At 66.2% G+C, this 25,568-nt stretch carries 27 protein-coding genes; 15 read left to right on the forward strand and 12 right to left on the reverse strand.

Annotated elements, in window-relative coordinates; genetic code table 11:
* The first annotated feature begins 35 nt into the window (after positions 1–35).
* Positions 36–815, forward strand: a complete 780-nt coding sequence (locus ACLIVD_RS08615; RefSeq protein WP_491932272.1) for a serine aminopeptidase domain-containing protein — start codon at positions 36–38, stop codon at positions 813–815.
* A gap of 40 nt (positions 816–855) precedes the next feature.
* Here the strand turns inward: ACLIVD_RS08615 and ACLIVD_RS08620 are convergent, their stop codons facing one another.
* Entirely contained in the window at positions 856–981 is a 126-nt protein-coding gene (locus ACLIVD_RS08620) for a hypothetical protein (protein ID WP_005257351.1), read from the reverse strand.
* A 138-nt stretch (positions 982–1,119) separates the two neighbouring features.
* On the opposite strand from ACLIVD_RS08620, the gene ACLIVD_RS08625 reads away from it, so the two are divergent.
* Positions 1,120–1,416: an Rdx family protein gene (locus tag ACLIVD_RS08625; RefSeq protein ID WP_011597547.1), complete on the forward strand. Its 297-nt coding sequence runs from the start codon at positions 1,120–1,122 to the stop codon at positions 1,414–1,416.
* Between the two features lie 2 nt (positions 1,417–1,418).
* Here the strand turns inward: ACLIVD_RS08625 and ACLIVD_RS08630 are convergent, their stop codons facing one another.
* The gene (locus ACLIVD_RS08630) at positions 1,419–2,810 is read right to left on the reverse strand and encodes a WS/DGAT/MGAT family O-acyltransferase (protein WP_283351716.1); all 1,392 of its coding nucleotides are present in this window, start codon (positions 2,808–2,810) and stop codon (positions 1,419–1,421) included.
* Positions 2,811–3,144: 334 nt separating this feature from the next.
* Between ACLIVD_RS08630 and ACLIVD_RS08635 the strand changes: the two genes are divergently transcribed.
* Both ACLIVD_RS08635 and ACLIVD_RS08640 read left to right on the forward strand, forming a co-directional pair.
* Positions 3,145–3,816 carry a type 1 glutamine amidotransferase gene (locus ACLIVD_RS08635; RefSeq protein ID WP_491932273.1) on the forward strand — a complete coding sequence of 224 codons (672 nt, stop codon included), beginning with the start codon at positions 3,145–3,147 and terminating at the stop codon, positions 3,814–3,816.
* 95 nt (positions 3,817–3,911) lie between these two features.
* The gene (locus tag ACLIVD_RS08640) at positions 3,912–4,316 is read left to right on the forward strand and encodes a VOC family protein (RefSeq protein ID WP_283333415.1); all 405 of its coding nucleotides are present in this window, start codon (positions 3,912–3,914) and stop codon (positions 4,314–4,316) included.
* 3 nt (positions 4,317–4,319) lie between these two features.
* On the opposite strand, the gene ACLIVD_RS08645 is transcribed toward ACLIVD_RS08640, so the two are convergent.
* From ACLIVD_RS08645 to ACLIVD_RS08655, 3 genes are all read right to left on the reverse strand, one after another.
* A complete protein-coding gene (locus tag ACLIVD_RS08645) occupies positions 4,320–5,303 on the reverse strand; it encodes a sigma-70 family RNA polymerase sigma factor (RefSeq protein WP_491932274.1) in 984 nt (327 codons plus the stop codon).
* Positions 5,304–5,364: 61 nt separating this feature from the next.
* On the reverse strand, positions 5,365–5,865 hold the full coding sequence (locus tag ACLIVD_RS08650) for an SRPBCC family protein (RefSeq protein WP_477953422.1): 501 nt from the start codon (positions 5,863–5,865) through the stop codon (positions 5,365–5,367).
* On the reverse strand, positions 5,862–6,200 hold the full coding sequence (locus tag ACLIVD_RS08655; RefSeq protein ID WP_065489769.1) for an ArsR/SmtB family transcription factor: 339 nt from the start codon (positions 6,198–6,200) through the stop codon (positions 5,862–5,864). Before ACLIVD_RS08655 ends, ACLIVD_RS08650 begins: the two co-directional genes overlap by 4 nt.
* Before the next feature lie 171 nt (positions 6,201–6,371).
* Between ACLIVD_RS08655 and ACLIVD_RS08660 the strand changes: the two genes are divergently transcribed.
* Positions 6,372–7,784: an alkaline phosphatase PhoX gene (locus ACLIVD_RS08660; RefSeq protein WP_491932275.1), complete on the forward strand. Its 1,413-nt coding sequence runs from the start codon at positions 6,372–6,374 to the stop codon at positions 7,782–7,784.
* Between the two features lie 32 nt (positions 7,785–7,816).
* Here the strand turns inward: ACLIVD_RS08660 and ACLIVD_RS08665 are convergent, their stop codons facing one another.
* The 3 genes from ACLIVD_RS08665 to ACLIVD_RS08675 are packed head-to-tail and all read right to left on the reverse strand — an operon-like array spanning position 7,817 to position 10,727.
* Positions 7,817–8,272 (reverse strand): GtrA family protein, encoded by a 456-nt coding sequence (locus ACLIVD_RS08665; protein ID WP_005238131.1) that lies wholly within the window; start codon positions 8,270–8,272, stop codon positions 7,817–7,819.
* Between the two features lie 5 nt (positions 8,273–8,277).
* On the reverse strand, positions 8,278–10,221 hold the full coding sequence (locus tag ACLIVD_RS08670) for an MDR family MFS transporter (RefSeq protein WP_491932276.1): 1,944 nt from the start codon (positions 10,219–10,221) through the stop codon (positions 8,278–8,280).
* Positions 10,218–10,727, reverse strand: coding sequence for a MarR family winged helix-turn-helix transcriptional regulator (locus tag ACLIVD_RS08675; RefSeq protein ID WP_016883656.1), 510 nt, complete (start codon positions 10,725–10,727; stop codon positions 10,218–10,220). Before ACLIVD_RS08675 ends, ACLIVD_RS08670 begins: the two co-directional genes overlap by 4 nt.
* 117 nt (positions 10,728–10,844) lie before the next feature.
* Between ACLIVD_RS08675 and ACLIVD_RS08680 the strand changes: the two genes are divergently transcribed.
* Positions 10,845–11,252 (forward strand): ArsR/SmtB family transcription factor, encoded by a 408-nt coding sequence (locus tag ACLIVD_RS08680; RefSeq protein WP_477953425.1) that lies wholly within the window; start codon positions 10,845–10,847, stop codon positions 11,250–11,252.
* Positions 11,249–12,268 (forward strand): cation diffusion facilitator family transporter, encoded by a 1,020-nt coding sequence (locus ACLIVD_RS08685; protein ID WP_477953427.1) that lies wholly within the window; start codon positions 11,249–11,251, stop codon positions 12,266–12,268. Before ACLIVD_RS08680 ends, ACLIVD_RS08685 begins: the two co-directional genes overlap by 4 nt.
* 7 nt (positions 12,269–12,275) lie before the next feature.
* On the opposite strand, the gene ACLIVD_RS08690 is transcribed toward ACLIVD_RS08685, so the two are convergent.
* From ACLIVD_RS08690 to ACLIVD_RS08700, 3 genes are all read right to left on the reverse strand, one after another.
* Positions 12,276–13,109, reverse strand: coding sequence for a sulfurtransferase (locus ACLIVD_RS08690; RefSeq protein ID WP_491932863.1), 834 nt, complete (start codon positions 13,107–13,109; stop codon positions 12,276–12,278).
* 90 nt (positions 13,110–13,199) lie between these two features.
* Entirely contained in the window at positions 13,200–15,539 is a 2,340-nt protein-coding gene (locus tag ACLIVD_RS08695) for a glycoside hydrolase family 65 protein (RefSeq protein ID WP_283351811.1), read from the reverse strand.
* A 2-nt stretch (positions 15,540–15,541) separates the two neighbouring features.
* Positions 15,542–16,267: an HAD family hydrolase gene (locus ACLIVD_RS08700; RefSeq protein ID WP_105414169.1), complete on the reverse strand. Its 726-nt coding sequence runs from the start codon at positions 16,265–16,267 to the stop codon at positions 15,542–15,544.
* 151 nt (positions 16,268–16,418) lie between these two features.
* Between ACLIVD_RS08700 and ACLIVD_RS08705 the strand changes: the two genes are divergently transcribed.
* Positions 16,419–16,949 carry an ester cyclase gene (locus ACLIVD_RS08705; RefSeq protein ID WP_491932864.1) on the forward strand — a complete coding sequence of 177 codons (531 nt, stop codon included), beginning with the start codon at positions 16,419–16,421 and terminating at the stop codon, positions 16,947–16,949.
* A gap of 110 nt (positions 16,950–17,059) precedes the next feature.
* Complete coding sequence (locus ACLIVD_RS08710) at positions 17,060–17,539, forward strand: chromosome condensation regulator RCC1 (protein WP_283351722.1); 480 nt, start codon at positions 17,060–17,062, stop codon at positions 17,537–17,539.
* A 24-nt stretch (positions 17,540–17,563) separates the two neighbouring features.
* Here ACLIVD_RS08710 and ACLIVD_RS08715 read toward each other — a convergent pair whose 3' ends face one another.
* Positions 17,564–18,310, reverse strand: a complete 747-nt coding sequence (locus tag ACLIVD_RS08715; protein ID WP_491932278.1) for a hypothetical protein — start codon at positions 18,308–18,310, stop codon at positions 17,564–17,566.
* A 190-nt stretch (positions 18,311–18,500) separates the two neighbouring features.
* Between ACLIVD_RS08715 and ACLIVD_RS08720 the strand changes: the two genes are divergently transcribed.
* From ACLIVD_RS08720 to ACLIVD_RS08745, 6 genes are all read left to right on the forward strand, one after another.
* Positions 18,501–18,872 (forward strand): hypothetical protein, encoded by a 372-nt coding sequence (locus ACLIVD_RS08720; RefSeq protein WP_491932279.1) that lies wholly within the window; start codon positions 18,501–18,503, stop codon positions 18,870–18,872.
* A gap of 533 nt (positions 18,873–19,405) precedes the next feature.
* A complete protein-coding gene (locus ACLIVD_RS08725; protein WP_317567866.1) occupies positions 19,406–20,920 on the forward strand; it encodes a sugar transferase in 1,515 nt (504 codons plus the stop codon).
* Between the two features lie 37 nt (positions 20,921–20,957).
* Positions 20,958–22,043 carry a glycosyltransferase family 4 protein gene (locus ACLIVD_RS08730; protein WP_491932280.1) on the forward strand — a complete coding sequence of 362 codons (1,086 nt, stop codon included), beginning with the start codon at positions 20,958–20,960 and terminating at the stop codon, positions 22,041–22,043.
* The gene (locus ACLIVD_RS08735; protein ID WP_491932281.1) at positions 22,040–23,053 is read left to right on the forward strand and encodes a glycosyltransferase family 2 protein; all 1,014 of its coding nucleotides are present in this window, start codon (positions 22,040–22,042) and stop codon (positions 23,051–23,053) included. The genes ACLIVD_RS08730 and ACLIVD_RS08735 overlap by 4 nt, the downstream gene beginning before the upstream one ends.
* Positions 23,050–24,453: an O-antigen ligase family protein gene (locus tag ACLIVD_RS08740; RefSeq protein ID WP_491932282.1), complete on the forward strand. Its 1,404-nt coding sequence runs from the start codon at positions 23,050–23,052 to the stop codon at positions 24,451–24,453. The genes ACLIVD_RS08735 and ACLIVD_RS08740 overlap by 4 nt, the downstream gene beginning before the upstream one ends.
* Positions 24,450–25,544: a DUF1972 domain-containing protein gene (locus tag ACLIVD_RS08745; protein ID WP_283333429.1), complete on the forward strand. Its 1,095-nt coding sequence runs from the start codon at positions 24,450–24,452 to the stop codon at positions 25,542–25,544. Before ACLIVD_RS08740 ends, ACLIVD_RS08745 begins: the two co-directional genes overlap by 4 nt.
* The last annotated feature ends 24 nt before the right edge of the window (positions 25,545–25,568 follow it).

Raw genomic sequence — 25,568 nt, forward strand, 5'->3', positions numbered from 1 at the left:
AGGCACGTCGCGTCCCCGCTTGTTAGCGTGGCGGGGTGATACTTCGTGCCGGGTCCGCCGAACCGCTGACGCGGCGCACGGCACACCTCACGACGTACGAGGAGCACGCGGTGACCGTCCCGCGCTCCGGCGATCGTGCGGTGGTCGCGGTGCCGCGCGGGGTGACGCCGTCCGCGGTCGCGTACTACCTGCACGGGCGGACGGGGGACGAGAGGTCGATCGACGACCGCGCCGGCCTGCGGGACGGCTTGCTGGACGCCGGCTACCTGGTCGCCAGCCCGTACCTGCACGGCGACCAGTGGGGAAACCGGCCGGCGCAGGACGCGGTGGTCGCACTGGACGAGTGGGTGTCGTATCGGTGGCCAGTGACACGCCGCTTCCTGATCGGCGAATCGATGGGTGGTAACGCCGCCGCCAACGCCGTACGCCTGCGGGAGGTCGTGTGGGACGGAGCCGTGTTCATCGCTCCGTCGCTGTCGCTGTCGCTGCGCGCGGTGTGGGAACGGGGCGAACACGGACGCGACACCGTGCGGGACGCCTTCCGCGTGTCCGCAGACGGGCACGACCTCGAATCGAAGACCGAGCGCTGGGACGCCGTCCGGCACGAGCCGGGAGACTATGTCGGAGTGCCGATTCGGGTGTACGCGTCGCGGGAGGACGAGGTGGCGAACATCGCCGGCGTCACGGGACCGTGGGTCGAGATGCTCCGTCGAGGCTCGGACGCCGTCGAGTTCGTCGAGGTGAGCGGACCGCACGTCTCGGAAGACCACTTCCGCACCGCGGAGGTCGTGCAGTTCTTCGAGAGGATCCGGTGAACACGGGGAGGCCTTCTCGGCGAAGACCTCCCCCCGTTGTTCAGGCCTCGGTGCGGTGCGTGGTGTCCAGGCGGAAGATGTTGGTGAAGAAGTCCTTGACGGCCTGGATCTTCTCGTTGGTCAGCTCGATGGCGTGGCGACGCGATTCTTCGAGCGCGGTGGACATGGCGGCTTCCTTTCGTCGAGGTGGCACAGCATGGCGATCGACAGTCTGCCTCACGATGCTGACGTCCGCATGACGAACAGGTGTCCTCCGTGCAACTCGAACAGCAAGCGGGGGAGCACCTTCGGCTAACCTGGCACGATGACGACGAGCAGCACGGACGGCCGGGTCGCGATCACCTACTGCACCCAGTGCCAGTGGCTGTTACGCGCAGCGTGGATGGCGCAGGAACTACTCGGCACGTTCGGGCAGGAACTCGGCGAGGTCGCGCTCGTCCCCGGCACCGGCGGGATCTTCCGCATCACCGTCGACGACGAACTGATCTGGGACCGCAAGGAGCAGGGCGGCTTCCCCGACATCACCGTGCTCAAGCAATTGGTCCGGGACCGGGTGGCACCCGACCGCCACCTCGGGCACAGCGACCGTAAGAGTCCCTAGGGTCAGATTCCGACCGCGCGCTCGAGGGCGCGCAGTTCGTGCCCCAGCCGGGCGGGGATCGACTTCAGGTCGGGCACCGCGCTGCGGCAGCCGGTGACCCCGAACGAGATGATGTCGTCGTTGCTGGTGCAGGTGATGTTCAGGCCCTGGCCGTCGACGGGCACCGACAGCGGGTAGATCGCGTCGAGTCGCGCCCCGTTCCAGTACAGCGGCGAGCTGGGGCCCGGAACGTTGGAGATGATGAGGTTGAACGGCGGGCGCACCCGCGAGTTGTGCCCGAACAGCATGCTCGCGCCGATCGGTGCCGCGCCGAGAGCGCTCATCGCGAGGATCTGCGTCGCACTCATCGTCTCGTACGCCTCCTTGCCCTCGCGCATCGACGTCCGGATGGTGTCGAGGCGATCCGCCGGATCGGGGAGGTGGGTGCCGAGGTTGCACATGAGCACCCCGATGTTGTTGCCGTTCGACGCCTCGCGCTGACTCTTCAGCGACACCGGCACCATCGCGATCAGCGGCTCGGCGGGCAGCGCGTTCTGGTCCTCGAGGTAACTGCGGAGCGCCCCGGAGGACATCGCGAGCACGACGTCGTTGATGGTGGTGTCGGACAGCTTGGCGACGAGCCGGAGGCGTTCGAGCGGCCACGACTGCGCCGCGAACTGGCGGGCACCGGTGATCGGCACGTTGAACGGGGTCTTGGGTGCGGACAGGGCGAGCGGGCCGCCCTGGTCGCGGAAGGCGCGGGACACGGTGCCGGCGAGCGCGGGCACGAGCCCGGCGACCTCACCGACGGTGTCGCGGGCGGCGCGGAACGTGGAACCGGCCAGACCCGACAGGCTGAACGCCTTCGAGGGCGTCCGCTGCGGCCGCGGTCCCCGCGGCTGCCACGGGGCAGGCACGTCCCGGTCCTCGGAGTTCTCGCTGAGCGCGTTGCGCAGCATCTTCATCGCGGTGACGCCGTCGGCGACCGCGTGGTGGATCTTGGTGTAGACCGCGAACCGTCCGTCGCTCAGTCCCTCGATGAGGTGCATCTCCCACAGCGGGCGGCTGCGGTCGAGCAGCGAGCCGTGCAGCCGCGAGCACAGTGCCATCAGCTCGGCCTCGCCTCCGGGGGCGGGCAGCGCGTCGTGCCGGATGTGGTGACCGAGGTCGATGTCGTCCACCGTCTCCCAGCTCCACTGACCGAGCGTCGAGAAGGACCGGTGGGCTCGCTTGGCGAGCCGGGGCGTGACGATCCCCTCGCCGTCGGCGAGGGCGCGGTCGAGCATCGCGCGCATGTCGTAGGTGTCGGCGCCTTCCGGGAGCTGGAAGATCTCTACGCCGCCGACATGCATCGGGTGCTCACGGGACTCGCCGAGAAGGAACATCGAGTCGAGAGGGGACATGGGGAGCGGCATCTAGGGCCCTTTCCATCCCGTAGACGACTTCCCGGATCGCGGGAGGGCTCGTCTGTGGTCTGAGGTAACGGGAGATGGTGACGTTCCGTTTGTCAGGGACCACCACCGGATAACTAATTGATATGGGACGGGTCACGAAAGCGTGACGTCGTATTTCTACAGGTTTCGCGTGAGCCATGCCACTAGACAAGCGTCCAGTTTGGATGGTGTCATTCGGGTGGAGTACACCGAACGTGAACTCCGTGTGAACATCCGAATTTTGTGCACTCAGTGCGGAATTCGCGAATCCGGGCCTGCATAGGGTCGAAAGTCCCTACTCGGTAAGAATTGTGGCATGAACAAGCCATGGGCGGTTGTAAAGCACGTGCCGTTCGAGGGACCGGCGCTCGTCGGTACTTTGCTGGCGGAGCGGGGAATTCGGTACACCGAGTACCCCATGTACCGAGCGTCGGAACTCCCAGCCGTTCACGACGTCGGCGGCGTCGTGGTGATGGGCGGTCCGATGGGCGCACTCGATGACGTTACCCACCCGCAACTTCCGCGAGAGCGAAACTTCATCAAAGAAATTGTGGACGCCGGGCTTCCGATGCTGGGAATCTGCCTCGGCGCGCAGCTTCTCGCCGCCTCGTTCGGCGGCGCGATCCGCCGGGGGCCGACCCCGGAGAACGGCGCCGGGACGGTCACCGTGTCCGTGGACGGGACGCGCGACCCCGTGTTCGGTTCGGCCGGCGCCGAGGTGCCCGTCGTCCACTGGCACGGCGACACCTTCGACCTCCCCGACGGCGCGGTCCGGCTGGCGAGCAGTCACCTCTACGAGAATCAGGCCTTCGCGATCGGCCGCCGCGCGTACGGGTTGCAGTTCCACGTCGAACTGACCCGCGGGCAGCTACCGGTGATGCAGGCTCACATGCCGCCGGACACCGCCCCGTCGGGGGAACACCTGGACGACGTGGAGGCGGCCGGACGGATCATGATCGGCTCGTTCCTCGACGTCGCCGAGAGCTGAGAGGATCGGGCGAGCGGTCGCCGATGAGTTTTGCGCACCGCCGCGGTCTGTATCGATGACTTCCGCACTGGGCGGAACCCGAGAAGGAGAATCACATGTCCCGGATGCTCTTCGTGAACCTGCCGATCAAGAACCTCGACGCGACCAAGACGTTCTTCGGCGGACTCGGCTTCGAGTTCAACGCCACGTTCAGCGACGACTCCTGCACCGCCATGGTGATCAACGAGCACACGTCCGTGATGCTCCTCGTCGAGTCCCGGTTCACGGACTTCATCGAGGGCGGCATCTGCGACACGTCCAAGTCCGTCGAGGCCCTCATGTGTATCTCGGCCGACAGCCGCGAGGAAGTCGACAGCCTCGTCGACAAGGCCCTCGCCACCGGCGGAACGTCGTGGGGCAAGCTCCAGGACGAGGGCTTCATGTACGGACGCGCGTTCCGCGACCTGGACGGTCACGTCTGGGAGGTCATGTGGATGGATCCGGCCGCCGTGCCGGCGTAGGGGTCAGGCGGGCGGGGTCTCCGGTAGTCCGAACTTCTCGAACAGATCGACGTCGAAGAAGCAGACGACATGGGAGACCCCGTCGGCCGTCACATCCAGGACGTGGAGCTGGAACGGGCGGTGGACGCCGTCCTCCCCGCGCATGTACAGGCCGAGGGCCGGCTGTCCGTTGGCCGCCGTGGACACCAGACGCATGTCGCCCGCAGCCTTGGCCGGACAGTTTCCGCTGATCAGGGTGCCGATCGAGGCGCCCCCGCGATACCAGCCGTCGAACGGAGGCATCTCCCAGACGGCGTCCTTGGTGAACAGTTCGACGATCGCGTCGATGTCATAGTCCTCGAACGCGGCGACGTAGCGGTCGAGGAGGTCGCGCTCCTCGGGGGACTCTGGTTCCACGAGAGTGTCGGCCGTCGGCGTGGCCAGTTCGAGCTGCGCACGTGCACGCTGCAGCAGGCTGTTCACCGCCGTCGTGGTGGTACCGAGAGCCGTCGCGACCTCCGACGCCTTCCACTGCAACACGTCGCGGAGGACGAGGACCGCGCGCTGACGTGCAGGAAGATGCTGAAGGGCGGCGATGAACGCCAGCCGCACCGACTCGCGCGAGGTCACCACGGTGGCGGGATCGTTCGCGTCGTCCTCGATGAGGCGGTTGGGGAGCGGTTCGAGCCACGGGACCTCGTGTCGCTCGACGAGGTCGGCGGTCGGGTCGGAGTCGGGAGCCCCCAGCCCGCTCGGCAGCGGACGCTTGGATTTGCTCTGCAGGGCCGTCAGGCACGTATTGGTGGCGATCTTGTACAGCCACGTCCGCAGCGACGCCTGTTGCTGGTAGCCGTCGTACCCCCGCCAGGCCCGGATGAAGGTCTCCTGCATCTGGTCTTCGGCGTCGTGAAGTGAGCCCATCATGCGATAACAATGGGCGAGCAACTCGCGCCGGTAAGGGTCGGCGAGTGCGAGGAAATCCCCGTCGAGCGACTGCGCAGCCGTCATGGTTGGAGCTTACTGCGGCCGTCCGACAGATGTCGGGCCCTCGCGCCCGCCGACCCGCGGGTCAGTCCCAGTTCACCATCGGCTGCCCCGTCTCGAGCAGGGTCTTCATTCCGCTCAGCACCTCGTTCCAGCCGCCGCCCGCGCCCTCGGACTCGCGCCTGCCCGCGACCATCTCGGCCAGGTCGGGTGCGTTGGTGAGGTCGTGTGTGACAGTCAGTTTCGCGACACCGGGCCGGCTCGACGGCACGATCTCGTAGGTCAGGGTGGTGAAACCCTCCACGTTGTCGGCGTCCATCAGCATCCGCCACGTCTGCACCAGCTTCTTCGGCGGATCGGACTCGATCACCTCGCCGTCGACGATCACGTCGGGCACGCCCGGGTATTCCTTCATCGCGTCATCCGCGCGCGATCGGAACGCGCCGCCCGCGCGGAGGTCGTAGTCGACGAGGCCGCCGTAACCGTACTGCTGCGACCACTCGGGTTTGGTGATGGCGTCCCAGATGGCCTCCGGCGTCGCCTTGATATAGACCGCGTAGATCTGGAATGCGTCGGCGGTAGTCATTTCTCTTCCTCCAGTTCGGCTTTCAGCTGAGCGAGCGCACTGGTGTGACGCTCGGTGTATTTGTCGATCCACCGGTTGTGGATCAGCTGTATCGGCACAGGATTGAGGTAGTGAAGTTTTTCCCGGCCGGAGCGGCGCGTGACGACGAGCCCCGCGTCTTCGAGCACACGCAGATGCTTCATGACCCCGAATCGTGTCATCTCGACCTGCGACTCGAGTTCGGTGAGCGTCTGACCATCCTGGGCGAACAATCGGTCGAGTATCAGGCGGCGGGTGGAATCGGCCAGCGCCTTGAAGACGTGATCGTCGTCCATGAATCGAGAATAGGTGACCATTTGGTCACATGTCAACGCCCGTGAGTACTTATTAACCGCGGGGGGTTGACAAGTACTCACAGGGGAAGTTCTCGCCCGGTTCACGCGCCCGCCACGGTGCGTCCACGAACCAGGGCAGTCCGGTCCCTACCGTCCGAGGGTCCCGGTTCGTCACCATGGAGGTTTCAGACAGTGTCCACTGCACCACTCAACCGCCGCGGGTTCCTCGGTCGCACCGCGCTCACCGGCCTCGGTGTGGCACTCGCCGGAAGCGTCGACGCCCTCGTCCGGCCGGCGTTCGCGTCCGCGGCGCCGGGACAGGCGATCGGCTACGGACCGCTCGTACCCGACCCGAACCGCATTCTCTCGCTCCCGGTGGGTTTTTCGTACACCGTCGTCTCCCGGTCGGGTGAGACGCAAATGGACGGTGGCGTACCGGTGCCGAGCGATCCCGACGCCATCGGGGTGTTCGCGCGACCCGGCGGTTCCACACTCGTCACCAATCACGAGATCGGCAGCGACGAACCGTTCGGCGTGCCCGCTCTCGAGGGATTGACGTACGACGCGGGCGCGCGCGGTGGCACGACCACGACCGCGGTCGGCGCCGACGGGGCACGGCAGGGCCAGTACGTCAGCGTCGCGGGCACCGTGAACAACTGCGCGGGCGGCATCACCCCGTGGGGGACGTGGTTGACCTGCGAGGAGACGGAGGCGCGCGCGGGGGAGGACGGGTTCCTGCTCGACCACGGCTACGTCTTCGAGGTGGACCCGGCGAGTCAGGACGCGAACAGGGGCAAAAGTCCTGTGCCGCTGAAGTTCCTCGGCCGGTATGCGCACGAGGCCGTGGCGGTGGATCCGGCGTCGAGCACCATCTATCTCACGGAGGATGCGTCCGGGCCGAACGGCCTGTACTACCGGTGGACGCCGCCGCAGGGTTTCCGGGGCGGGCCGAACGCGCTGCGCGAACTCGCGCAGTCTCCGGGCGGCGACGCCGCGGGTGCTCTCCAGGCGATGGCGTGCTTTCAGGGCGGAACGCACGTCCCCGACCTGTCGCAGGCCACCGAGCCGGGAACCGTGTACGCCGTGCAGTGGGTAGGTGTGCCGGACCGTGACGCGACGAGCACGCCGGTGCGTGAGCAGTTCGGGAACGACGTGGTCACCCGGAGCCGCAAACTGGAGGGACAGTGGTGGGGCGACGGCGGTGCCTACTTCGTCGCGAGCTACGCACGGACCAGCGACGGCAGCGTCGCCGAGCACGACGGCCAGGTGTGGTTCTACGACCCGGCGAAGCAGACCGTCACGCTGAAGACCCTGTTCGGCGTCAATCCCGATCCCGCGGTCGACACCGGAAACTACGACGGGCCCGACAACATCACCGTCTCGCCGTACGGCGGCGTGATCCTCGCCGAGGACGGCGAAGGGATCAGCCACCTCGTGGGCGTCACGGTGGAGGGTGAGCCGTTCGCGATGGCGCGGAACGAGTTGAACGACAGCGAGTTCTGCGGTCCGGCGTTCAGTGCGGACGGGAAGATCCTGTTCGCGAACATCCAGTCGCCGGGGTTGACACTGGCGATCACGGGTCCGTGGCACCGTCCCCTGCCGTGAGTACTTGTTAACCACGGGCGGTTAACAAGTACTCACGGGCCGGAGGCATAGACCCAACCGCGGAGTGCGAGGAACCGCAGCCCGCCGACGACGGCGCTGACGGCGATGACGAGCGCGACCTGCGCCGGACCGTCGGCGCCGGGGAAGAGCATGTGCAGGAGGGCGAGCGCGAGTGAGCTGACGGCCAGGCCGATCAGCGCGAGGGTTCCGCCTTCCCACTGTGCGACGAACCAGCGGACGCGGTCCACGGCACGGAAGGTGAGCCGCCGGTGGAGTTCGTTGGCCAGCATCGAACTGGTCACCACGCCGACGAGGTTGGCGACGAACGACCCGTACATGTCGAGGGTGAAGAACGCGAGAGCGTAGAGCACGTTGCTCGACGTGCCCACCAGCGTGAACCGGGTCAATTGAGCGAACACGCCGCCGGCCCGCCCACGTAGAGGGGGATACGTGGGCGGGCCGACGGCGTCGTGGAACTGAACGATCATCTCATTCAGCGGATGAGGGCACCGTTGCCGGTGTCCGTCACGTGGCCGCCGCCGAGGACGCCGGCCACTTGCTCCTCGCTCAGTCCCAGCTCGCGCAGGCGATCCCAGACCGCGTCGAATTCGACGAGCTTGGCGTTGAGATCGTTGCGCAGGCGGTTGACCTCGTCGCGGATCTTCTCCGCTTCGTCGATCGCTTCCAGCGTCTGCTCCGGCTGGGGCAGAAGCATGGACAGGAGACGGTCCCGGGCGTCGGCGCTCAACCCCGCGAAGGGCTGCCGCTGATCGGCGGGGGCCTCGTGCCTGCCGCCGCGGACCTCGGACGACTGGATCGGCGCCGTGTCGGGCTCGAGTGCGTACTCCGGAACGGGGGCGTACTCGGGTTCCTGGACGGGCTCCTGCCCGCTCGACAGGTCGATGGTGCGACGCAGCGGGCGGTTGGGCAGCAGGATGACGGCGATCAGGGTGATGACGGCGACGGCGGCGGCGATGAGGAAGATCCGGCCGGTCGCGTCTCCGTATGCGGCGCGGATGACACCCTGCACGGGGGCGGGCATGGACGTCAGGTCCAGGCTTCCGCCGCCGCTGCTCGACCCGGCGGGGATGCCGAGTTTCGCGAAACCGTCGGCCGACAGGTCGGCGACGCGGGTGGCCAGCACCGAACCGAGAACCGAGACGCCGATCGCGCCACCGAAGGTCCGGAAGAAGGCAACCGAGCTGGATGCCGCACCGATGTTCTGGACGCTGACGGTGTTCTGCACCGCGAGGACCAGGTTCTGCATCAGCATGCCCATGCCGAGACCGATGATCGCGATGTACGCGCCGACGAGGGTCAGGCTGGTCTCGTGATCGATGGTGCCGAGCAATCCGAAGCCGACGATCATGAGGACGGCGCCGCCGACGACGAACGGCTTCCACTTGCCGAAGCGGGTGATGAGCTGTCCGGATCCGACCGTGCCGAGGAGCATGCCGGCGACCATCGGGATGGTGAGCACTCCGGCCATCGTGGGGGTGTAGCCACGCGAGGTCTGGAAGTACTGGCCGAGGAACGTGGTGGAACCGAACATTCCGACACCGACGGCGACGGACGCGATGATGGCGAGTCCGGTGGTCTTCTCGGTGACGATCTTGAGCGGGATGATCGGCGACTTGGCCTTGGCTTCGACGAGGATCGTCGCGGCCAGCAGGAGCACACCGGATCCGACGTACATGACCGTTTCACGGGAGAACCACTCGTAGTAGCCGGCCTTGCCGGCGAACGAGACCCAGATCAGCAGGATGGACACACCGGCGGTCAGCAGCAGGGCGCCGAGCCAGTCGATGGAGACGTCGTCCTTCTTCTCGGTCGCGAGGTGCAGGGTGCGCTGCAGCAGGAACAGTGCGATGACGGCGAGCGGCACGCACACGAAGAAGCACCAGCGCCAGCCGAGGGGGCTGTCGACGATGACGCCGCCGAGGATCGGGCCACCCGACATCGACACGGCCATGACGGCACCCATGTAGCCGGAGTAGCGGCCGCGCTCACGGGGAGCGACGATGGTGCCGATGATGGCGACGACGAGAGCCGTCAGGCCACCCATGCCGATGCCCTGGATGACGCGTGCGGCGAGCAGGATCGGCACGTTGTGCGCGAAGCCGGCGATCACCGAACCGATGACGAAGATGACGATCGCGCTCTGGACGAGGACCTTCTTGTTGAACAGGTCGGCGAGCTTGCCCCAGATGGGTGTCGAGGCGGCGTTGGCGAGCAGCGCGCTGGTGATGACCCAGGCGTACGCGGTCTGCGTGCCCTTCAGGTCACCGATGATCGTGGGGAGAGCGGTGGCGACGATCGTGCTGCTCAGCAGCGCGGTGAACAGCGCGGCGAGCAGGCCCGTGAGGGCTTCGAGGATTTGGCGGTGCGTCATGGCCGTCGTTTCTTCAACCGGCGGCCGAGTCTGTGTTTCGGTCATACGCTTTGTGTTCCAATCGGGTTCGAGCTCGTAACGATCCGGTGTTCTGGATCGAAGAGTGTTTCCTTCAGGTGCCGGATGGATTCGAGGGCAATCGCTGCCTCGGTTTCGTTCCAGCCGGTCATCAACTTCTGCATTCGTGCCGCTCGCTGTGTTCTCACGTGCTTGACGTACGCCATTCCCTCCGGCGACACGCGTATTCGGAATGCGCGTCCGTCGGCGGGATCCGAGTGGCGGGTGACGTAGCCGACGTCCACCAGATCGGTGATCTGGCGACTGAGTGAGGACTGGCTGACACACAGTTCGGTGGCGAGTTCGTTCTGCCGGCATTCCCCCCGAGCCGCGAGGACGAGGAGGACCCCCGTCAACGCGCGCGGGATGTGACCGTCGCCTTCCGACACCAGGGCGTCGCGAAGCACGCGGCCGAAGAGGAAGACCTCGTCGATGAGCGCTTCGGTGGTGCCGAGAGATACGGACGGCACGGTAGGCACTGACGAGACGGACATGGCAACCCCTGAAGGACGACTTACTTGATGCAAGCAACTATATACATCGTTAGCGCAAGCAAGTAAGTCGATTCGGTGTCTGATGCATCACAAAACAAAGTGACCTATTATCTGCGTATGAATGCAGATAAGCGCGCTTGTCGGCGCCGACTCGACGAAGACCAGGTCGGGCTGGTGGTCGAGGTCTTCCGCATGCTCGCCGACGCCACCCGGGTGCAGGTGCTCTGGCAACTGGTGGGAGGCGAGCTGTCGGTGAACGAGCTGGCCGAACGGGTGGGGAAGCCGGCACCGTCCGTCTCGCAACATCTCGCGAAGCTCCGGATGGCGCGGCTGGTGCGCACGCGGAGGGAGGGAACGTCCATCTACTACAGCGTCGCCAACGAGCACGTGCAGCAGTTGGTTACCGACGCCGTGTTCAATGCCGAGCACGCGGGCCCCGGCATCCCGGGACATCACCGCGCCACCGGCGATCTGCAGGTGATCCACGACGACGCGGACCTCGCCGCGGAGGGAGGTGGCTCGTGAACGGCCACGGACATTCCCATGGGCACGGCCACGGCCACGGCCACGGAGATTCGGGTGGCGTCCGCGGGGCGATCCGCGAGATCTTCGCCCCGCACAGCCACGACTCCGCGGACAGCGTCGACGACGCGCTCGAGGCGAGCGAGATCGGGATCCGGGCGGTCAAGATCAGCCTGGTGGTGCTGGGAGTCACCGCCCTCGCTCAGGTGATGGTGGTGGTGCTGTCCGGGTCCGTCGCTCTCGCCGCCGACACCGTGCACAACTTCTCCGACGCGCTGACGGCGGTCCCGCTGTGGATCGCGTTCGCCCTCGGACGGCGGGCGGCCACCCGGCGATTCACCTACGGCTACGGCCGGGCCGAAGACCTGGCTGGGTTGTTCGTCGTGGTGATGATCGCGTTGTCCGCGGTCGTCGCGGGTGTGGAGGCGACCCGCCGCCTCCTCGATCCGGTGCCCATCGACCACCTCGGGTGGGTTGCCCTCGCCGGTGTCATCGGATTCGCCGGCAACGAGTGGGTGGCGCTGTACCGCATCCGGGTCGGCAGGCGGATCGGCTCCGCCGCGCTCGTCGCCGACGGGTTGCACGCACGGACCGACGGATTCACCTCCCTCGCAGTGGTATTGGGCGCCGGTGGTGTCGCGGTCGGGCTTCCGCTCGCCGACCCGGTGGTGGGCCTGGTCATCACGGCCGCGATCCTGCTCGTGTTGCGGACTGCGGCGCGTGACGTGTTCCGGCGGCTGATGGACGGCGTCGATCCGGGACTGGTCGACGCCGCCGAACGGGCCCTCGCCGCCGAACCGGGGGTGGTCGGGGTGCGCAGCGTCAAGATGCGGTGGATCGGCCACCACCTGCATGCCGACGCCGAACTCGACGTCGATCCCTCGACCAGCCTGCGCGACGCGCACCGCGTGGCGCACACCGCCGAACACACACTCACCCACGCGGTTCCGAAGCTGAGTACCGCCCTCATCCACGCCTATCCGGCGCACGACGCGGAGGCGGTCGGTCAGACGGCGTGACTCGCTTTCATCGCCGGTCGGGGCCGGTGGCGACCGGCCGCCCGGGATCGGACGACCACTGCGACCAGGACCCCGGATACAGGGCGGCGTCGACGCCGGCGAGCGCCAGCGCCGCAACCTGGTGGGCCGCCGTCACACCCGATCCGCAGTACACGCCGACGGGACGTCCGGGCTCGACGCCGACCGCGGCGAATCGTTCGCGCAGCACCTCGGCAGGCGCGAACCGTCCGTCGGGCCCGAGATTCTCGGACGTCGGGGCGCTGCGGGCACCGGGAATGTGCCCGGCGCGGGGATCGATGGGTTCGGTCGCGCCCGAATACCGCTCGGCGGCACGGGCATCGAGAAGGTGGCCGTGGTCGGCGAATTCGGCGGCCTCGTCCGCGGTCAGCGTCGGCAGGTGGCCCGCAGTGAGAACGACGTCACCGGGCAGTGGTGGGTGCTCGTCGCCGGATCGGACGGGATGGCCCGCCGACGTCCACGCGCCGAGACCGCCGTCGAGCATCGTCACGTCGGCAACTCCGGCCCAGCGCAGCAGCCACCACGCCCGCGCGGCGGCAAGGTTCCCGGTGGCGTCGTAGACCACGACAGGGCTGCCGGCCCGGACACCCCACCGGCGCGCGGCATCCTGGAGGTCCGTCACCGTCGGCAGGGGATGCCTGCCCAGTTCCGGGGATCCAGGGGCGGCCAGTTCGGTCTCCAGGTCGACGAACACGGCACCGGGAATGTGCGCGTCGAGGTAATGCTGCCTGCCTTCGGTGTCGCCGAGCGCCCACCGCACGTCGAGAAGGACCGGCGGAGCAGCGCTGTTCAGCGATTCCGCCAACTCGTCGATCGTCACCACAGTGCTCATCGCACCACTGTCGCACAACGCAGGTTCGGTGTGCCGCGCTGCTGCTCGCGGCCGCGGTGTTCGGGCTGGCCGGGTGTCATGTCAGCCCCGACGCACGGGTGCCCGCCCGTACGGTTGCCGCACAGGCGCGGCAATTGGCAGTTCCGGGATCGGCCGCGTCACCGGAAAGGAGTCGAGAGTGAACGGGCTGCCGTGATGGGCGAGCTGAACAGGTTCGCCGGACAGAAGCCGGTAGGTTGCGGTCTTGGCGCGGACGTCCACGTGGATCTGGCTGCCCCGCACCGTCATCCGGAACGACAGATTGACCAGCTGCGGTGGGATCCGCGGTGCGAACGAAATGTTGCCGCCGTGATCGCGCATTCCACCGAATCCCGCGACGCACGCCATCCACGTTCCGGCGAGTGAGGCGATGTGCAATCCGTTCTCCACGTTGGCATGGAGGTCGTGGAGATCGGTCAGGGCGGCCTCGGCGAGGTAGTCGTAGGCGAGTTGAAGTTGCCCGACCTCGGCGGCCATCACGGACTGCACACACGCCGACAGGGACGAATCCCGAACCGTCAGGGCCTCGTAGTAGGCGAAATTGGCGATCTTCTGTTCGTCCGTGAAGGCATCGCCGCGAAGATACATCGCCAGCACCAGGTCGGCCTGCTTCACCACTTGCTTGCGGTAGAGGTCGAAGTACGGGTAGTGGAGCAGCAGCGGATAGTGCTCGGGTGGTGTGCCTTCGAAGTCCCACTCGGCGTGGTGCGTGAAGGCGTCGGATTGCTGGTGGACGCCGAGAGCGTCGTCGAACGGAATGCGCATGTGCTCGGCGGCGTCTCGCCAGAGCGCTGCTTCCTCGTCGTCCACACCGAGCTCGCGCGCCAGGCCGGGGCGTCGCTCGCAGGCGGCCGCCGCGTCGTGCAGATTCTTCTGCGCCATGAGGTTGGTGAACACGTTGTTGTCGGCGACGGCGGTGTACTCGTCCGGCCCGGTGACGCCGTCGATTCGGAACTCGCCCTGCGCATTGTGGTGGCCGAGCGACGTCCACAGCCGGGCGGTCTCCACGAGCAGTTCGACGCCGCATTCGGCTTCGAACTCCTCGTCTCCGGTCGCGGCCAGATACCGGGACGTGGCCGCGGCGACATCGGCACCCACGTGGAAGGCCGCGGTTCCCGCGGGCCAGTAGCCGGAGCATTCTTCGCCGTTGATCGAGCGCCACGGGAACACGGCGCCTGCCTGCCCCAGTTGTACGGCGCGGTTCTTCGCCTTGTCGAGCGTGGAGTGCCGCCAGCGCAGTGCGTCGCGGGCCGAGTCCGGCACCGTGTACGTGAGCAGGGGGAGGACGAATGACTCGGTGTCCCAGAACGCATGACCGTCGTACCCGGGCCCGGTCAGGCCTTTCGCCGGGATCGCCCGCGATTCACCGCGGGCACCGGCCTGCAGCACGTGGAACAGCGCGAACCGCACCGCCTGCTGCAGTTCCGCGTCGCCGTCGATCTCGACGTCCGCCGTCTCCCAGAAGGCGTCGAGGTACTCGCGCTGGCGTTTCAGCAGGGTGTCCCAGCCGGTTTCGAGTGCTCCGGCGAGCGCCCCCTCCACCTGGCCGCGCAGGGCCGGAGTCGACCGCCGTGCCGACCATCCGTACGCCAGATACTTCGTCACCTTCAGGCGCTCACCCTGGGGGATGTCGACGGCCACGGTGAGCCGGGCCAGATCCTCTTCGGTCTCGATGCTGCACCGCCCGTTGGCGGGGTAGTCGACCTCGTGGTCCATCCCCGCGGCCATGCGCAGGCCCGACGCACGCGTGTGGTGGGCGAGTACCGCCCTGAAGTCGTGGGCGGCAGCGAAATCGGAGACCAATGGAGTGTCCAGGGCGGCAGCGACTCTCGGGTCGTCCGTGCGGGCGGGGATGTGTTCGTTGGCGAGCAGATCCGACTGCAGGACGAGTTCGATGTCCCCGTCGAGCGGCTCGACCTCGTAATGGATGGCGGCGACCGCACGCGAGGTGAACGAGACGAGTCGTTCCGAATGGATTCGCACGCGGCGTCCGGTCGGCGACGTCCACTCGGTGGTGCGGCGCAGGGTGCCCGAGCGGAAGTCGAGGACGCGCTCGTGCGCCGGTGCACTCCCGTACCGCATGTCCATGGGCTCGTCCTCCACGAGCAGGCGGATGATGCTGCCGTCGGTCACGTTCACGACGGTCTGCCCGTCTTCGGGGTAGCCGTAACCCGCCTCCGCGTATGGCAGGGGACGTTGCTCGTAGAACCCGTTGAGGTAGGTGCCGGGGAGACCGCGCGGTTCACCCTCCTCGAACGTGCCACGAATCCCGATGTGTCCGTTGGACAGTGCGAAGGTGGATTCGGTGGCGTGCAGTGCCTCCAGATCCAGTCCGCGCCAGCGCAGCTGCCACGGCGAGATCTCGTAGCCCTTGTCGTCCATGCTCACCTTTCCAGGAGTTCGGCCAGGTCGTTCACCACCACGTCGGCGCCGTGTTCGCGTAACGCCTCGGCCTGATCGTTGCGATTCACCCCGACGACGTAGCCGAATTCGCCTGCCCGTCCCGCTTCCACTCCGGACAGGGCGTCCTCGAACACGGCCGCCTGATCGGGATGCACGTTGAGGGCGCGGGCGGCCGCGAGAAACGAATCCGGCGCGGGTTTCCCGCGGAGGCCCTGCTCGCTGATCACCACCCCGTCGATGCGGACGTGCACGTAGCGGCTGAGATCGGCCGCGTCGAGGACGGCCTTGCCGTTCGCGGACGACGTGACCACGGCGATCTTCAGGCCGGCGTCGTACGCCGCGCTGATGTAGCGGACCGAACCGGGGTAGGGGCTGACGCCCTCTTCCTCGATGACTTTCAGCAGCAGCCGATTCTTGCTGTTCCCGACACCGTTCACGGTCTCGGCGCCGGGTGGATCGTCCGGCGATCCCTCCGGCAACGTGATGCTGCGGGACGTGAGAAAGGTCCGGACCCCGTCGGCGCGGGGACGTCCGTCGACGTAGTCGTAGTAGTCCTGGTCGGTGAACGGCCGGAAGTTGGCGCCCTCGCGATGCTTCAGGAACTCGTCGAACGTGCGTTTCCACGCCTTCCGGTGCAGCACCGCCGTTGCCGTGAGCACACCATCGAGATCGAACAAGCAGGCCGAGATCGCATCAGGCAGTCCCATCACCTCCCCGACGGTACCGCCGTCGACGGCGGTTTCGCTGAGGCGCGCGCAAATCCTGTACCGAACGGACCTGCATCAGGTCGTTGACTTCCAGTCGAGGGCGGTCGAATACTGAGAGTTCCCACCGACTGTTGCGGAGTGCACCGTGAACATGGAGGAACCGGCCCCGTCGGAGCAACTGAAATCCCTCGCCGTTCGCGCGATGGAGATCATGGCGAACGGAAGCCGCGCCGATTTCGATTCCGTCGTCCACTCGGACGCATTCAACCGGGAGAGCGCGACGGAACCCCCGCGGACGCGAGGGCGTGGACCCGACGCGTTCTACGCTACCGCGGTGTGGCTGCGCTCCGCGTTCGCCGAGCTGCGGTTCGACGTCGAGTATGTCGTCGTCGAGGGCGACCTCGCCGTCGTCTACACGATCATGAAGGGCAGGCACGTCGGACCCTTCGTCGTCTACGACGAGCAGGGATCGATCGATCAGGTGTTCGCGCCCACGGGGCGATCGTTGGCGGTCAACCAGTCGCACTGGTTGCGCGTCGAAGACGGCCGCGTCATCGAGCACTGGGCCACCCGGGACGACCTCGGTCAGGCGGTCCAGCTGGGCTGGGTGCCGCCGACGCCGCTGTCGATGGTCCGCAATGCCTGGGCCAAGCGTGCGGCGCGCAGAAACGCGCAGAGCTGAGCCGCCGTTCGTGTCGAAAGGGTGACGATTCCTCGCAAAAACGCCAAAACGTACCAAACGGACCGTATGTTCCGTTCGATCGATAGATACTCGAACGAAGGAGACGGTCCTTGAAACGCTCGGTGGTTATCGCGGCAAGTTGTGCGCTCCTGACGCTGTCGGCCTGCGGGTCCGACGGCGAACCGACGCCGACATCCGAAACGTCCAGCTCGACAACAAAGGCGACACCCGCCGCCGCCACGACCACTCCGCCGACGTCGGAGCTCGCACCGCCGGCTGTCGCGCCCGAGTCGAACGGAGGCGGCGGCGGCTCGTCGGGGACCGGGCAGGGCGGTTCCGGCGGGGGTGGGCAGGCTCCGGTCGCAGGCCAGCAGCAACCGCCGCCGGTGGTACCGCCGCCTGCAGTGGTTCCGCCGGCGGTCGAGCAGCCACCCGCATCCGAGCAGCCACCCGTGGTCGAAGAGGAACCGCCGGTGGCCGAGGAGGAGCCGCCGGTCGAGGAGACCGAGCCGCCGGTCGAGGGAGAAGATCCCGAGGCCGAGGGCGAGGATCCGCCGGGAAACGAGGAACAGACACCGGAGAATCCCTGATGCACTCCGCCTGCGCGGGCACACTCACTCGGTCAGTTCGTTGACGCGATCCGCGAGCAGCGCGCAGTAGGTCCGGTCGGTGCCCGGGGCGAGCCGCACCCGGTAACTGGTGTGGTCGCCCCGGAACAGGTAGCCGTTCACGTCGTCGATGGCCTCGGCGTATTGCTGCCACACCGTCCACGGGCGCCACCAGTTCAGAATCACCGCCTGCCACCGGCGGGTACGGAGCCGGTCGAGGAGGTCCGTCACCCATGCCGCCGGGTCGGCGAGTGAGAAGGCCGCCGACTGGTCTGCGAACGTGCGCAGCGGCGAGTTGCCCGGGCAGCAGCAGATGGCGTCCAGTGGGTCGGCGATCTGCCACACGGGCATCCCCGTGATCGGGCGTTGCCCGGCGATGCCCCACCCCGGCAGGTCCGGAGACGCCGGCCGGAGGGGATCGGCGATCAGTCCGACCCCACGCACATCCAGGGCGGGGTGCTGGCCCCGTCCCACCTCGGCCGCCACGTTGCCGGCGAGCGCGGCGCCGCCCGAGTAGCCGAGCAGAACAACGGGATTCGGGTCCTCCGCGATCATCCGCAACAGGAGTGTGCGTCCTTCGGACAGCGCCTTGTCGAACGCTGAACCACCCGGGTCGGGCACCGGTCCGTAGCTCGCCTCCCACGGAACCTGCTTGACGACGAACCGCACGGGATCCAGCAATTGTGTCGTGTTGGTGAGCATGTTGACGCCCCGATCCTCACCGATTCCGCGGCGGCACAGAACAGTGATCATGCAACCTCCCATGTGAGTGCCGATGCGCACCCGAGCACACTGTGCCACTCACGTGCGGGGGTGTCCCCTGACCGGGGGAGTCGAGATTCATCCGATGCACCGCCTGATCGGGGGACAGACGTCGGCGCCGCGCCGGGAGAGAGTTGTCCCGTACCGGGATCAGCCGTTCACGTGGACAGGAGCCTTCGGCATGTCACCCATCTCCAGTATCGAGGTCGCCCGAGCCCGGCGGTCTCGCCGCGTGTTGTTCGTCGGCAATCCCACCCGCTACAACGATGTATCGCAGTGGGCGATGGTCCGGCAATGGGTGGCCCTCAACGGAATGGAACCGATCCGCGAACTCGAGGGTGACGTGCTCTGCGTCATCGTCACCGAGGACATCCTGGACGGCCGTTGTTCGCCGAAGGAGTCGGCTGCCGTTCAGCGCGCCCGTGCGCTCGGCGTGCCGTGCATCAGCGTCCATGACACGACCTTGATCTGGCAGGTGACCGCCCGCGTTCGGGCGCGAATGGGGCGGCCACAGGTCGGTGCGTCGGCCGCGCCCCACCGTGGCGGGGCGTGATACGGGAGAGCGTCGATGCCGGACCGTTCGAATTCTCGAGTCAGTCACCGAATTTCGGTGCTGGCTCGTGAAAATTGATCTTCGATTCGGTGATGGGATCGCATACGTCTCGCAATCGCCAACTTTGGGTATGCAATTCGAGTGTTGGCAGGACTTCGAGTGCGCGAAGACGCCTTGATGCGGACTTGACTGCGTGAAAATCCTTCTGCCCGAACACCTGTGGTCAGTTTGCCGAAAAGGACTGTCCCCGAACCAATTGTAGGAGCGAATAACCGCTGCTCAGTCCGTATTTAGTGCAGACCGCACGGTCTCCTGTCGCCGGTGCGGATGAGACAGGACGGAATCGCGCTGATAGCGTCCACACTCGTTGTGAATGTTCGAAGTCGTCTATCTACATGGCGGTGCTCGGGGCACTTCTGGTTTTTGCTCGTTGGTGACGACGGCACTGTCCGCGTCCGGAGATCCGCTGTCGTGAAACGGCCGACTCGACCATCACACTCTGCCGACGGTCGGTTCGACAGTGGAGGGGATGCATGGCGACGTTCAACTCGACTGTGGAGAGATCTTCAGCTGTTCACAGCGTTGCGGCGGTTTCAGCGCAACGAGGGGTCGCACGCCGACACTGGCTGGCCGTGTACATCAGGCGAATTCTCCTCACCGACACCCTCGTCGTGGTGGCAGCGGTGGCTCTGGCTCAATGGGTGCGCTTCGGAGGCCCCGGGTCTCTTGTCGACTCGCGCACTCTGAGCAATGTGAGCTACGGTCTGATTTCCGTCGCTCTCGTGGCGTCGTGGCTCGCCATGCTCGCCGTCTTTCACGTGCGATCCCCACGAGTGGTCGGGAGTGGCCCGGAGGAGTATCGACGCATCGCCACCGCGACGCTACGACTGTTCGGGCTCATCGCGATCGCAGCGCTCCTCCTGCAGTTGGAATTGGCACGGCTGTACCTGGCGATCGCATTCCCCACGGGTCTACTCGGTCTTCTGCTGACCCGTTGGATGTGGCGCCGCGTCCTCGCTCGCAAGCGTGCGCGCGGGCTGTGCCAGACATCGGTGTTGGTCGTCGGAGGCGAACACTCCGTGCGCAACCTCGCAAGGACCTTCGACCGTGGAACAGCGGACGGGTACACCGTGGTCGGGGTATGTATCCCAGCTCATTACCGGTCGTCCGACGACACGATCACCGTGGACGGACGGTCGATTCCGGTCCTCGGCGACGAGCACGACGTCGTCGATGCGATCGAGCGATCCGGTGCCGACACCGTCGCGGTCACGGCGACCGAGCATCTCGGCCATCACGGGCTTCGCGAAATGGTGTGGGACCTCGAGCAGTTGGACGTCGACATGGTGGTCGCTCCGGGAATGATGGACGTCTCCGGGCCGCGCCTCGAGATGCGACCTGTCGCGGGTCTGCCTCTGATCCACGTGGAGAAGCCGCGCTATCACGGCGCGAAGCGATTCGGGAAGACGTCGTTCGATCTGATCTTTGCCATTGTTGCGCTCGTGCTGGCGAGTCCCGTGATGGTTGTCGCGGCGGTGGCGGTCAAGCTGACGAGTCGAGGGCCGGTGTTCTACAAATCGGAACGAATGGGCATGGATGGCAGGCCGTTCCCGATGCTGAAGTTTCGGTCGATGGTGGACGACGCCGACAAGCACAGCGCGACCCTGAGCGGGCACAACGACGGTGCCGGAGTTCTGTTCAAACTGCGGGAGGATCCGCGTGTCACCCGTGTCGGCCGCGTCATGCGCAAGTTCAGCATCGACGAGTTGCCACAGTTCATCAACGTGCTGCGACGCGAAATGAGTGTGGTGGGACCGAGACCTCCCCTGCGGGTCGAGGTCGAGTCCTACGCGAGCGAGGTGCATCGCCGACTCCTGGTGAAGCCCGGTGTTACCGGCCTGTGGCAGGTGAGCGGACGCTCGGACCTGTCGTGGGAGGACTCGGTGCGTCTGGATCTGTCCTACGTCGAGAACTGGTCGATGGTCGGCGACATGCTGATCATCGCCAAGACCCTGAAGGCTGTGGTGGCGAGTGACGGCGCGTACTGATGGTGCGGGTCAGGTTCGCGCCCGGCAAGGCCGCACCGTGAGACGTCCGAAGAAGCTCATCGCAGTGCATCCCTCCGACGAGATGTACGGGGCCGACCGGGTCTTCTTGGAAGCTCTGACCGAAGTTCCGAGTGATTGGGACGTGGAGGTGTGGCTTCCGACCGACGTCGACTATCCCGGAAACGAGCTGTCGACTGCGTTGGCCGAGTTGGGGCATACGGTGCGCAGGATGCCACTTCCCGTGATCCGGCGTTCGTATCTCCGCCTCGGAGCGCTCCCCGGACTGGTCGGACGCTTCCTTCGCACAGCGGGCGCCGTGGTGCGTGCGCGGCCGTCGAAGATGTACGTCAACACGTCGGCACTGGTTCTGATGCTGCCGTTGGCGCGGCTCATCGGTGCGGCAACTGTGCTGCATCTCCACGAATTCCTGGATCGCAAGACAGCGCTCTTCGTGACTCCGTTCATGTCGTTCGCGCAACGGATCGTGTGCGTGAGCAACGCCGTCCGCCTTCCGCTGCCCGAAAAGTTCGACCGCCGATCGGTAGTGGTCTACAACGGTTTCGAGCTGCCGGAACCGACACCGTTCGTCGTCGACGAGCGGCTTGTGTGCTTGGTGGCGAGCAGGTGGAACACGTGGAAGGGACACGATGTTCTCCTCGACGCGTGGGACGGTCTCGAACGGTCGGACATCGAACTGATCGTCCTGGGGGCGCCGCCCCTGAACGGCGCGTCTGTCGACGTGGTTGATCGCGTAAGGCGACTCGAACGCCCCGACAGCGTGTCGATAGTCGGTCAGACCGACAATGTTCGCAAGTACCTCGATGCGGCACATCTGGTGTTGGTGCCGAGCATCAAGCCGGATCCGTTGCCGACCATAGCCATCGAGGCGATGGCGGCGGGACGCGCTGTGCTGGCCAGTGACAGTGGCGGTCTGCCCGAGATCATCGGTGACGACGTGGGGCGTCTCGTACCCACAGGTGATGTGGCGGCGTGGCGGCAGGCGCTCGAGGAGTTTTCGATCGAAGACGCGACGGAACGCGCGAACCAGGCGCGGCGGAGATTCGAGGCACAGTTCGGCGTGCGCCGATTCCGTGACGAGATCGGCAAGGAGATATGGACATGAGCGCACCGGAAGAGGCGCGCGGTGACGGGTGCACGATCTCGGTCGTGATCGTGACGTACAACAGCGCTGCCGTCATCGAACAGTGCCTGTCTGCGCTCGGATCCGGTCCCGAGCTGGACATCATTGTCGTCGACAACAATTCGATCGACGACACGATCGCCAGGGTATCCGAGGTGTGTCCGAGCGCCCGGGTGATCCGAAGTGAAGAGAACCTCGGATTCGCCGGCGGGGTCAACAGAGGAGTGTCGGAGGCGCGGGGCGAACACGTGCTTCTGCTGAACCCCGATGCCGTTGTCGACGCGGAGAGCGTGTTCGCGCTGAGTCGGACCCTCGATGCCGACGGCAGTATCGGCATAGTCGCGCCGCTGCTCGACAAACCGGGGGAACGGCTCGCTATCAGAGAGTGTGGCAGGCAACCGGATCTGTGGCGCGTGCTGTGCCACTATTCCGGCCTTTCACGACTGGCAGGGTATTCGCCGCTCGTCGAAGGGCTGTATCTCCTCAAACGGCACTCGTCGGTGGATCCGAGGGACGTCGACTGGGTGTCCGGTGCGTGCATGCTGGTGCGACGTGAGACCTGGATGCGATTGGGCGGACTGAGCCGTCGGTGGTTCATGTACGCGGAAGATATCGAGTTCTGCTTGCGGGTCAAGGAATCTGGTGAGCGGGTCGTCACGGTGCCCTCGGTAACGGGGGTTCATCTGATCGGCGAGAGTTCGACGACGCCCACGGTGTCGCGGGTGCCCAACTCGGCCTGGGTAGTCAACATGTACGACCTGTACAAGCTGCGCCTGTCTCGCACGCGATTGCAGAACATCGGTTGGAAATGGGCAGTCGCGGGAGGTCTGTTCGCGCGTTCCGCCGCCTACAAACTGCGCGCGGGCTCGGAGTCCGACCAGGAGAACGACTGGGGCGCCGAATCGGTGAAGTTTCGTGTGTTCGCCCAGGACCTTCTGGCGGTCTCGTCCGCTCGGATGACATCCGAGAGCGAGAGCAGGAGTTCACTGTGACGAGCGGGCCGGATCAGAAGGTGTCGGCACCGGACCTTTTCAGCGCACCTCGCAGCCGCAACGACGTGGTCACCTTTCTGCTGGTGTGCGCGGTTGTCGCCGCATCGTTTCTCGGTCGCTACTCGTTCGATGTTGCGGGTTTCACCGTGCGCTGGGAGCAGGTGGCACCCGTGGGGTTCGTGGGCTGGTTGATCGTCAACCCCGGTTCCCGACTCGATCTCCTTCGTACACTGCGGCATCCCGTCGTGCTGACGTTTCTCGCATTCATCGCCTGGAATGCGGTGTCGACCGTTCTGTTTTCGCCCAGTCTGGGCAAGAGTGTGGCGATTCTGGGCTGGCTCACCATCGATCTGTTGTTGCTGGCGGGTCTGATGTCGCTCGGCGCCCGAGCGGTGTGGGCCGAGAACATCGGGATCCGATTCGTCGTTCCCTGGGCTTTCGCCGGTTTCGCGATGTATCTCATCGCCAACCGAACCGGGGGTGGTGTGTCTTGGGGAACCAATCTCGATTCGCTCTACGACGTCTACGTCACCCGGCTGTCTGCCACGGAAGCGAACATCTACGCCGCGATCCTCGTGTTCTGGACCCTGTTGCTGGTTGCCCGGAAGGGTACCGACCGGCGTTGGATGATCGCGGCGGCGGTGACGGTCCCCTTGGGATTGATCGCATCCCAGACCCGCACAGCGGTGTTCTGCATGGTGATGGGATTGGCCGTCTACGTTGGCTACGAACTTGTGCGGCGCCGCCGGAACCCCACTCCTCTGCGAGCATTCACCTTCGGCCCTGTTGCCGTCGTCGTCGGAGTTCTGGTCGCCTATGGAGCCGCGACCGTCCTTCCGGACATCGGCACGGAACGGCCTTCGCCGAGCCGTCACGAGACCGCGCCCGAGGTGCGCACCGACACATCGCGCCCCGCCCAGGACAAGCTGGGGGACATCGACTTCAGCGGTGGAACGGTTGGATTCCGCATGGCGGTCGCACGAGAAGCCGCGGAGGACATCCAGGGTATTCACCTCTGGTTCGGTAACGGCACCAATACCTTCGGCCTTCGCCATGAACAACCCGGGTCGCCCGGCGTGTCAGGGCACATCATCATGCTTCCGGTCCAGATCTTGTACGACGCGGGAATTGTCGGCCTGGCGATTCTGAGTGCATTCGGTGCGGTGGTGTGGCGTCACGTGCCGTGGCGCCGGCGGCCGATCGCCGCTGCCATCGCCGCGACGTTCATCGCGGCCGCGACTCTCACGAGCATGTTCTGGTTCAGCGTCGTGTGGATCATTCTGGCGTCGCTGCTTCGTCCATCGTCTCGGGACGAAGGCGAAACGGGAAGGGAAGCAGCACAGAACGTGGTCGAAGAACACCCGTCCGCACTCGAGACGACAGGAATCGAGAGAATATGAGCAACTCGGTCGCAATCATCGGAACCCGGGGTTATCCCAGCTACTACGGAGGGTTCGAGACCCTGGTGCGGAGGTTGGCGCCGTACTTGGCCGACGAAGGCTGGGACGTCACCGTGTACGGGCGTGCGGGGAGCACCGAGCCCGATGACCCGTTCAGGGACTTCCGCGTCGAGTGCGCGACGACGAGGGGTGTCGAGTCCAAATCGCTGAGCACCCTGTCCTACGGCCTCACGTCGTGCCTCGACGCATCCCGGCGTCGTCCCGACGTCGCCTTGGTGATGAACGTGGCGAACGGGTACTGGCTGCCGCTTCTGAAAGCGCGAGGAATTCCGACGGTGGTGAACGTCGACGGAATCGAGTGGGAGCGTGAGAAGTGGGGGAAAGCAGCGAAAGCCGCCTTCCGGACCGGCGCCCGACTCACTGCCCGATTCGGCGACCAACTCGTCTACGACTCCCACGAAATCGAGAGGCGGTGGCGCGACGGGTTCGGCCGCACGGGGGAATTCATCCCGTACGGCGGAACCTTGCCCGACGATCTGGATCCGGTCGAGGGATTCCCGCACCGTTCCTATGCGTTGATGGTGGCACGCTTCGTGCCGGAGAACACGGTGGGTGAGTTCTTCGATGCGGCGAGAGAGTTGAGCGAACGTTGGGACGTCGTGATCGTCGGTTCCTCCGGCTACGGCGGTGACTTCGATCTCAGGGCCGAGAGTTTGGCCGCGACCAGCGAACGAATCCACTGGTTGGGTCATGTCAGCGACGACGACAAGCTCTTCGCCCTGTGGCAGCACGCCGGCGCCTACTTCCACGGGCACAGCGTCGGTGGGACCAATCCGGCCTTGGTTCAGGCGATGGCGTGTGGATCACCGATCGTCGCGCGGGACACGGTGTACAACCGTGAAGTTCTGCAGGATTCCGCGACCTTCGTCGAGCCGGATTCCCGCGAGATCGCGTATGAGATGGATCGAGTGCTGTCGGATCATGCGTTGATGGATGAACTGAGTGTCGCTGCCGAACGGCGTCAGCGGACCCACTACACGTGGGATCAGGTATGCCAGAGCTATTCCAAGGTGTTGTACGGTGCACTGTGATGCGAATGCCCGCGTGCGGCAGTG

Source organism: Rhodococcus sp. G6(2025) (assembly GCF_058628105.1).

Coding starts and splice junctions, on each gene's coding strand:
- ACLIVD_RS08620 (WP_005257351.1), bottom strand. CDS start 981: ATGTCCACCGCGCTCGAAGAATCGCGTCGCCACGCCATCGAGCTGACC.
- ACLIVD_RS08625 (WP_011597547.1), top strand. CDS start 1,120: ATGACGACGAGCAGCACGGACGGCCGGGTCGCGATCACCTACTGCACC.
- ACLIVD_RS08630 (WP_283351716.1), bottom strand. CDS start 2,810: ATGCCGCTCCCCATGTCCCCTCTCGACTCGATGTTCCTTCTCGGCGAG.
- ACLIVD_RS08635 (WP_491932273.1), top strand. CDS start 3,145: ATGAACAAGCCATGGGCGGTTGTAAAGCACGTGCCGTTCGAGGGACCG.
- ACLIVD_RS08640 (WP_283333415.1), top strand. CDS start 3,912: ATGTCCCGGATGCTCTTCGTGAACCTGCCGATCAAGAACCTCGACGCG.
- ACLIVD_RS08645 (WP_491932274.1), bottom strand. CDS start 5,303: ATGACGGCTGCGCAGTCGCTCGACGGGGATTTCCTCGCACTCGCCGAC.
- ACLIVD_RS08650 (WP_477953422.1), bottom strand. CDS start 5,865: ATGACTACCGCCGACGCATTCCAGATCTACGCGGTCTATATCAAGGCG.
- ACLIVD_RS08655 (WP_065489769.1), bottom strand. CDS start 6,200: ATGGTCACCTATTCTCGATTCATGGACGACGATCACGTCTTCAAGGCG.
- ACLIVD_RS08665 (WP_005238131.1), bottom strand. CDS start 8,272: ATGATCGTTCAGTTCCACGACGCCGTCGGCCCGCCCACGTATCCCCCT.
- ACLIVD_RS08670 (WP_491932276.1), bottom strand. CDS start 10,221: ATGACCGAAACACAGACTCGGCCGCCGGTTGAAGAAACGACGGCCATG.
- ACLIVD_RS08675 (WP_016883656.1), bottom strand. CDS start 10,727: ATGTCCGTCTCGTCAGTGCCTACCGTGCCGTCCGTATCTCTCGGCACC.
- ACLIVD_RS08680 (WP_477953425.1), top strand. CDS start 10,845: ATGAATGCAGATAAGCGCGCTTGTCGGCGCCGACTCGACGAAGACCAG.
- ACLIVD_RS08695 (WP_283351811.1), bottom strand. CDS start 15,539: ATGGACGACAAGGGCTACGAGATCTCGCCGTGGCAGCTGCGCTGGCGC.
- ACLIVD_RS08700 (WP_105414169.1), bottom strand. CDS start 16,267: ATGGGACTGCCTGATGCGATCTCGGCCTGCTTGTTCGATCTCGATGGT.
- ACLIVD_RS08705 (WP_491932864.1), top strand. CDS start 16,419: ATGGAGGAACCGGCCCCGTCGGAGCAACTGAAATCCCTCGCCGTTCGC.
- ACLIVD_RS08715 (WP_491932278.1), bottom strand. CDS start 18,310: ATGATCACTGTTCTGTGCCGCCGCGGAATCGGTGAGGATCGGGGCGTC.
- ACLIVD_RS08720 (WP_491932279.1), top strand. CDS start 18,501: ATGTCACCCATCTCCAGTATCGAGGTCGCCCGAGCCCGGCGGTCTCGC.
- ACLIVD_RS08725 (WP_317567866.1), top strand. CDS start 19,406: ATGGCGACGTTCAACTCGACTGTGGAGAGATCTTCAGCTGTTCACAGC.
- ACLIVD_RS08735 (WP_491932281.1), top strand. CDS start 22,040: ATGAGCGCACCGGAAGAGGCGCGCGGTGACGGGTGCACGATCTCGGTC.
- ACLIVD_RS08745 (WP_283333429.1), top strand. CDS start 24,450: ATGAGCAACTCGGTCGCAATCATCGGAACCCGGGGTTATCCCAGCTAC.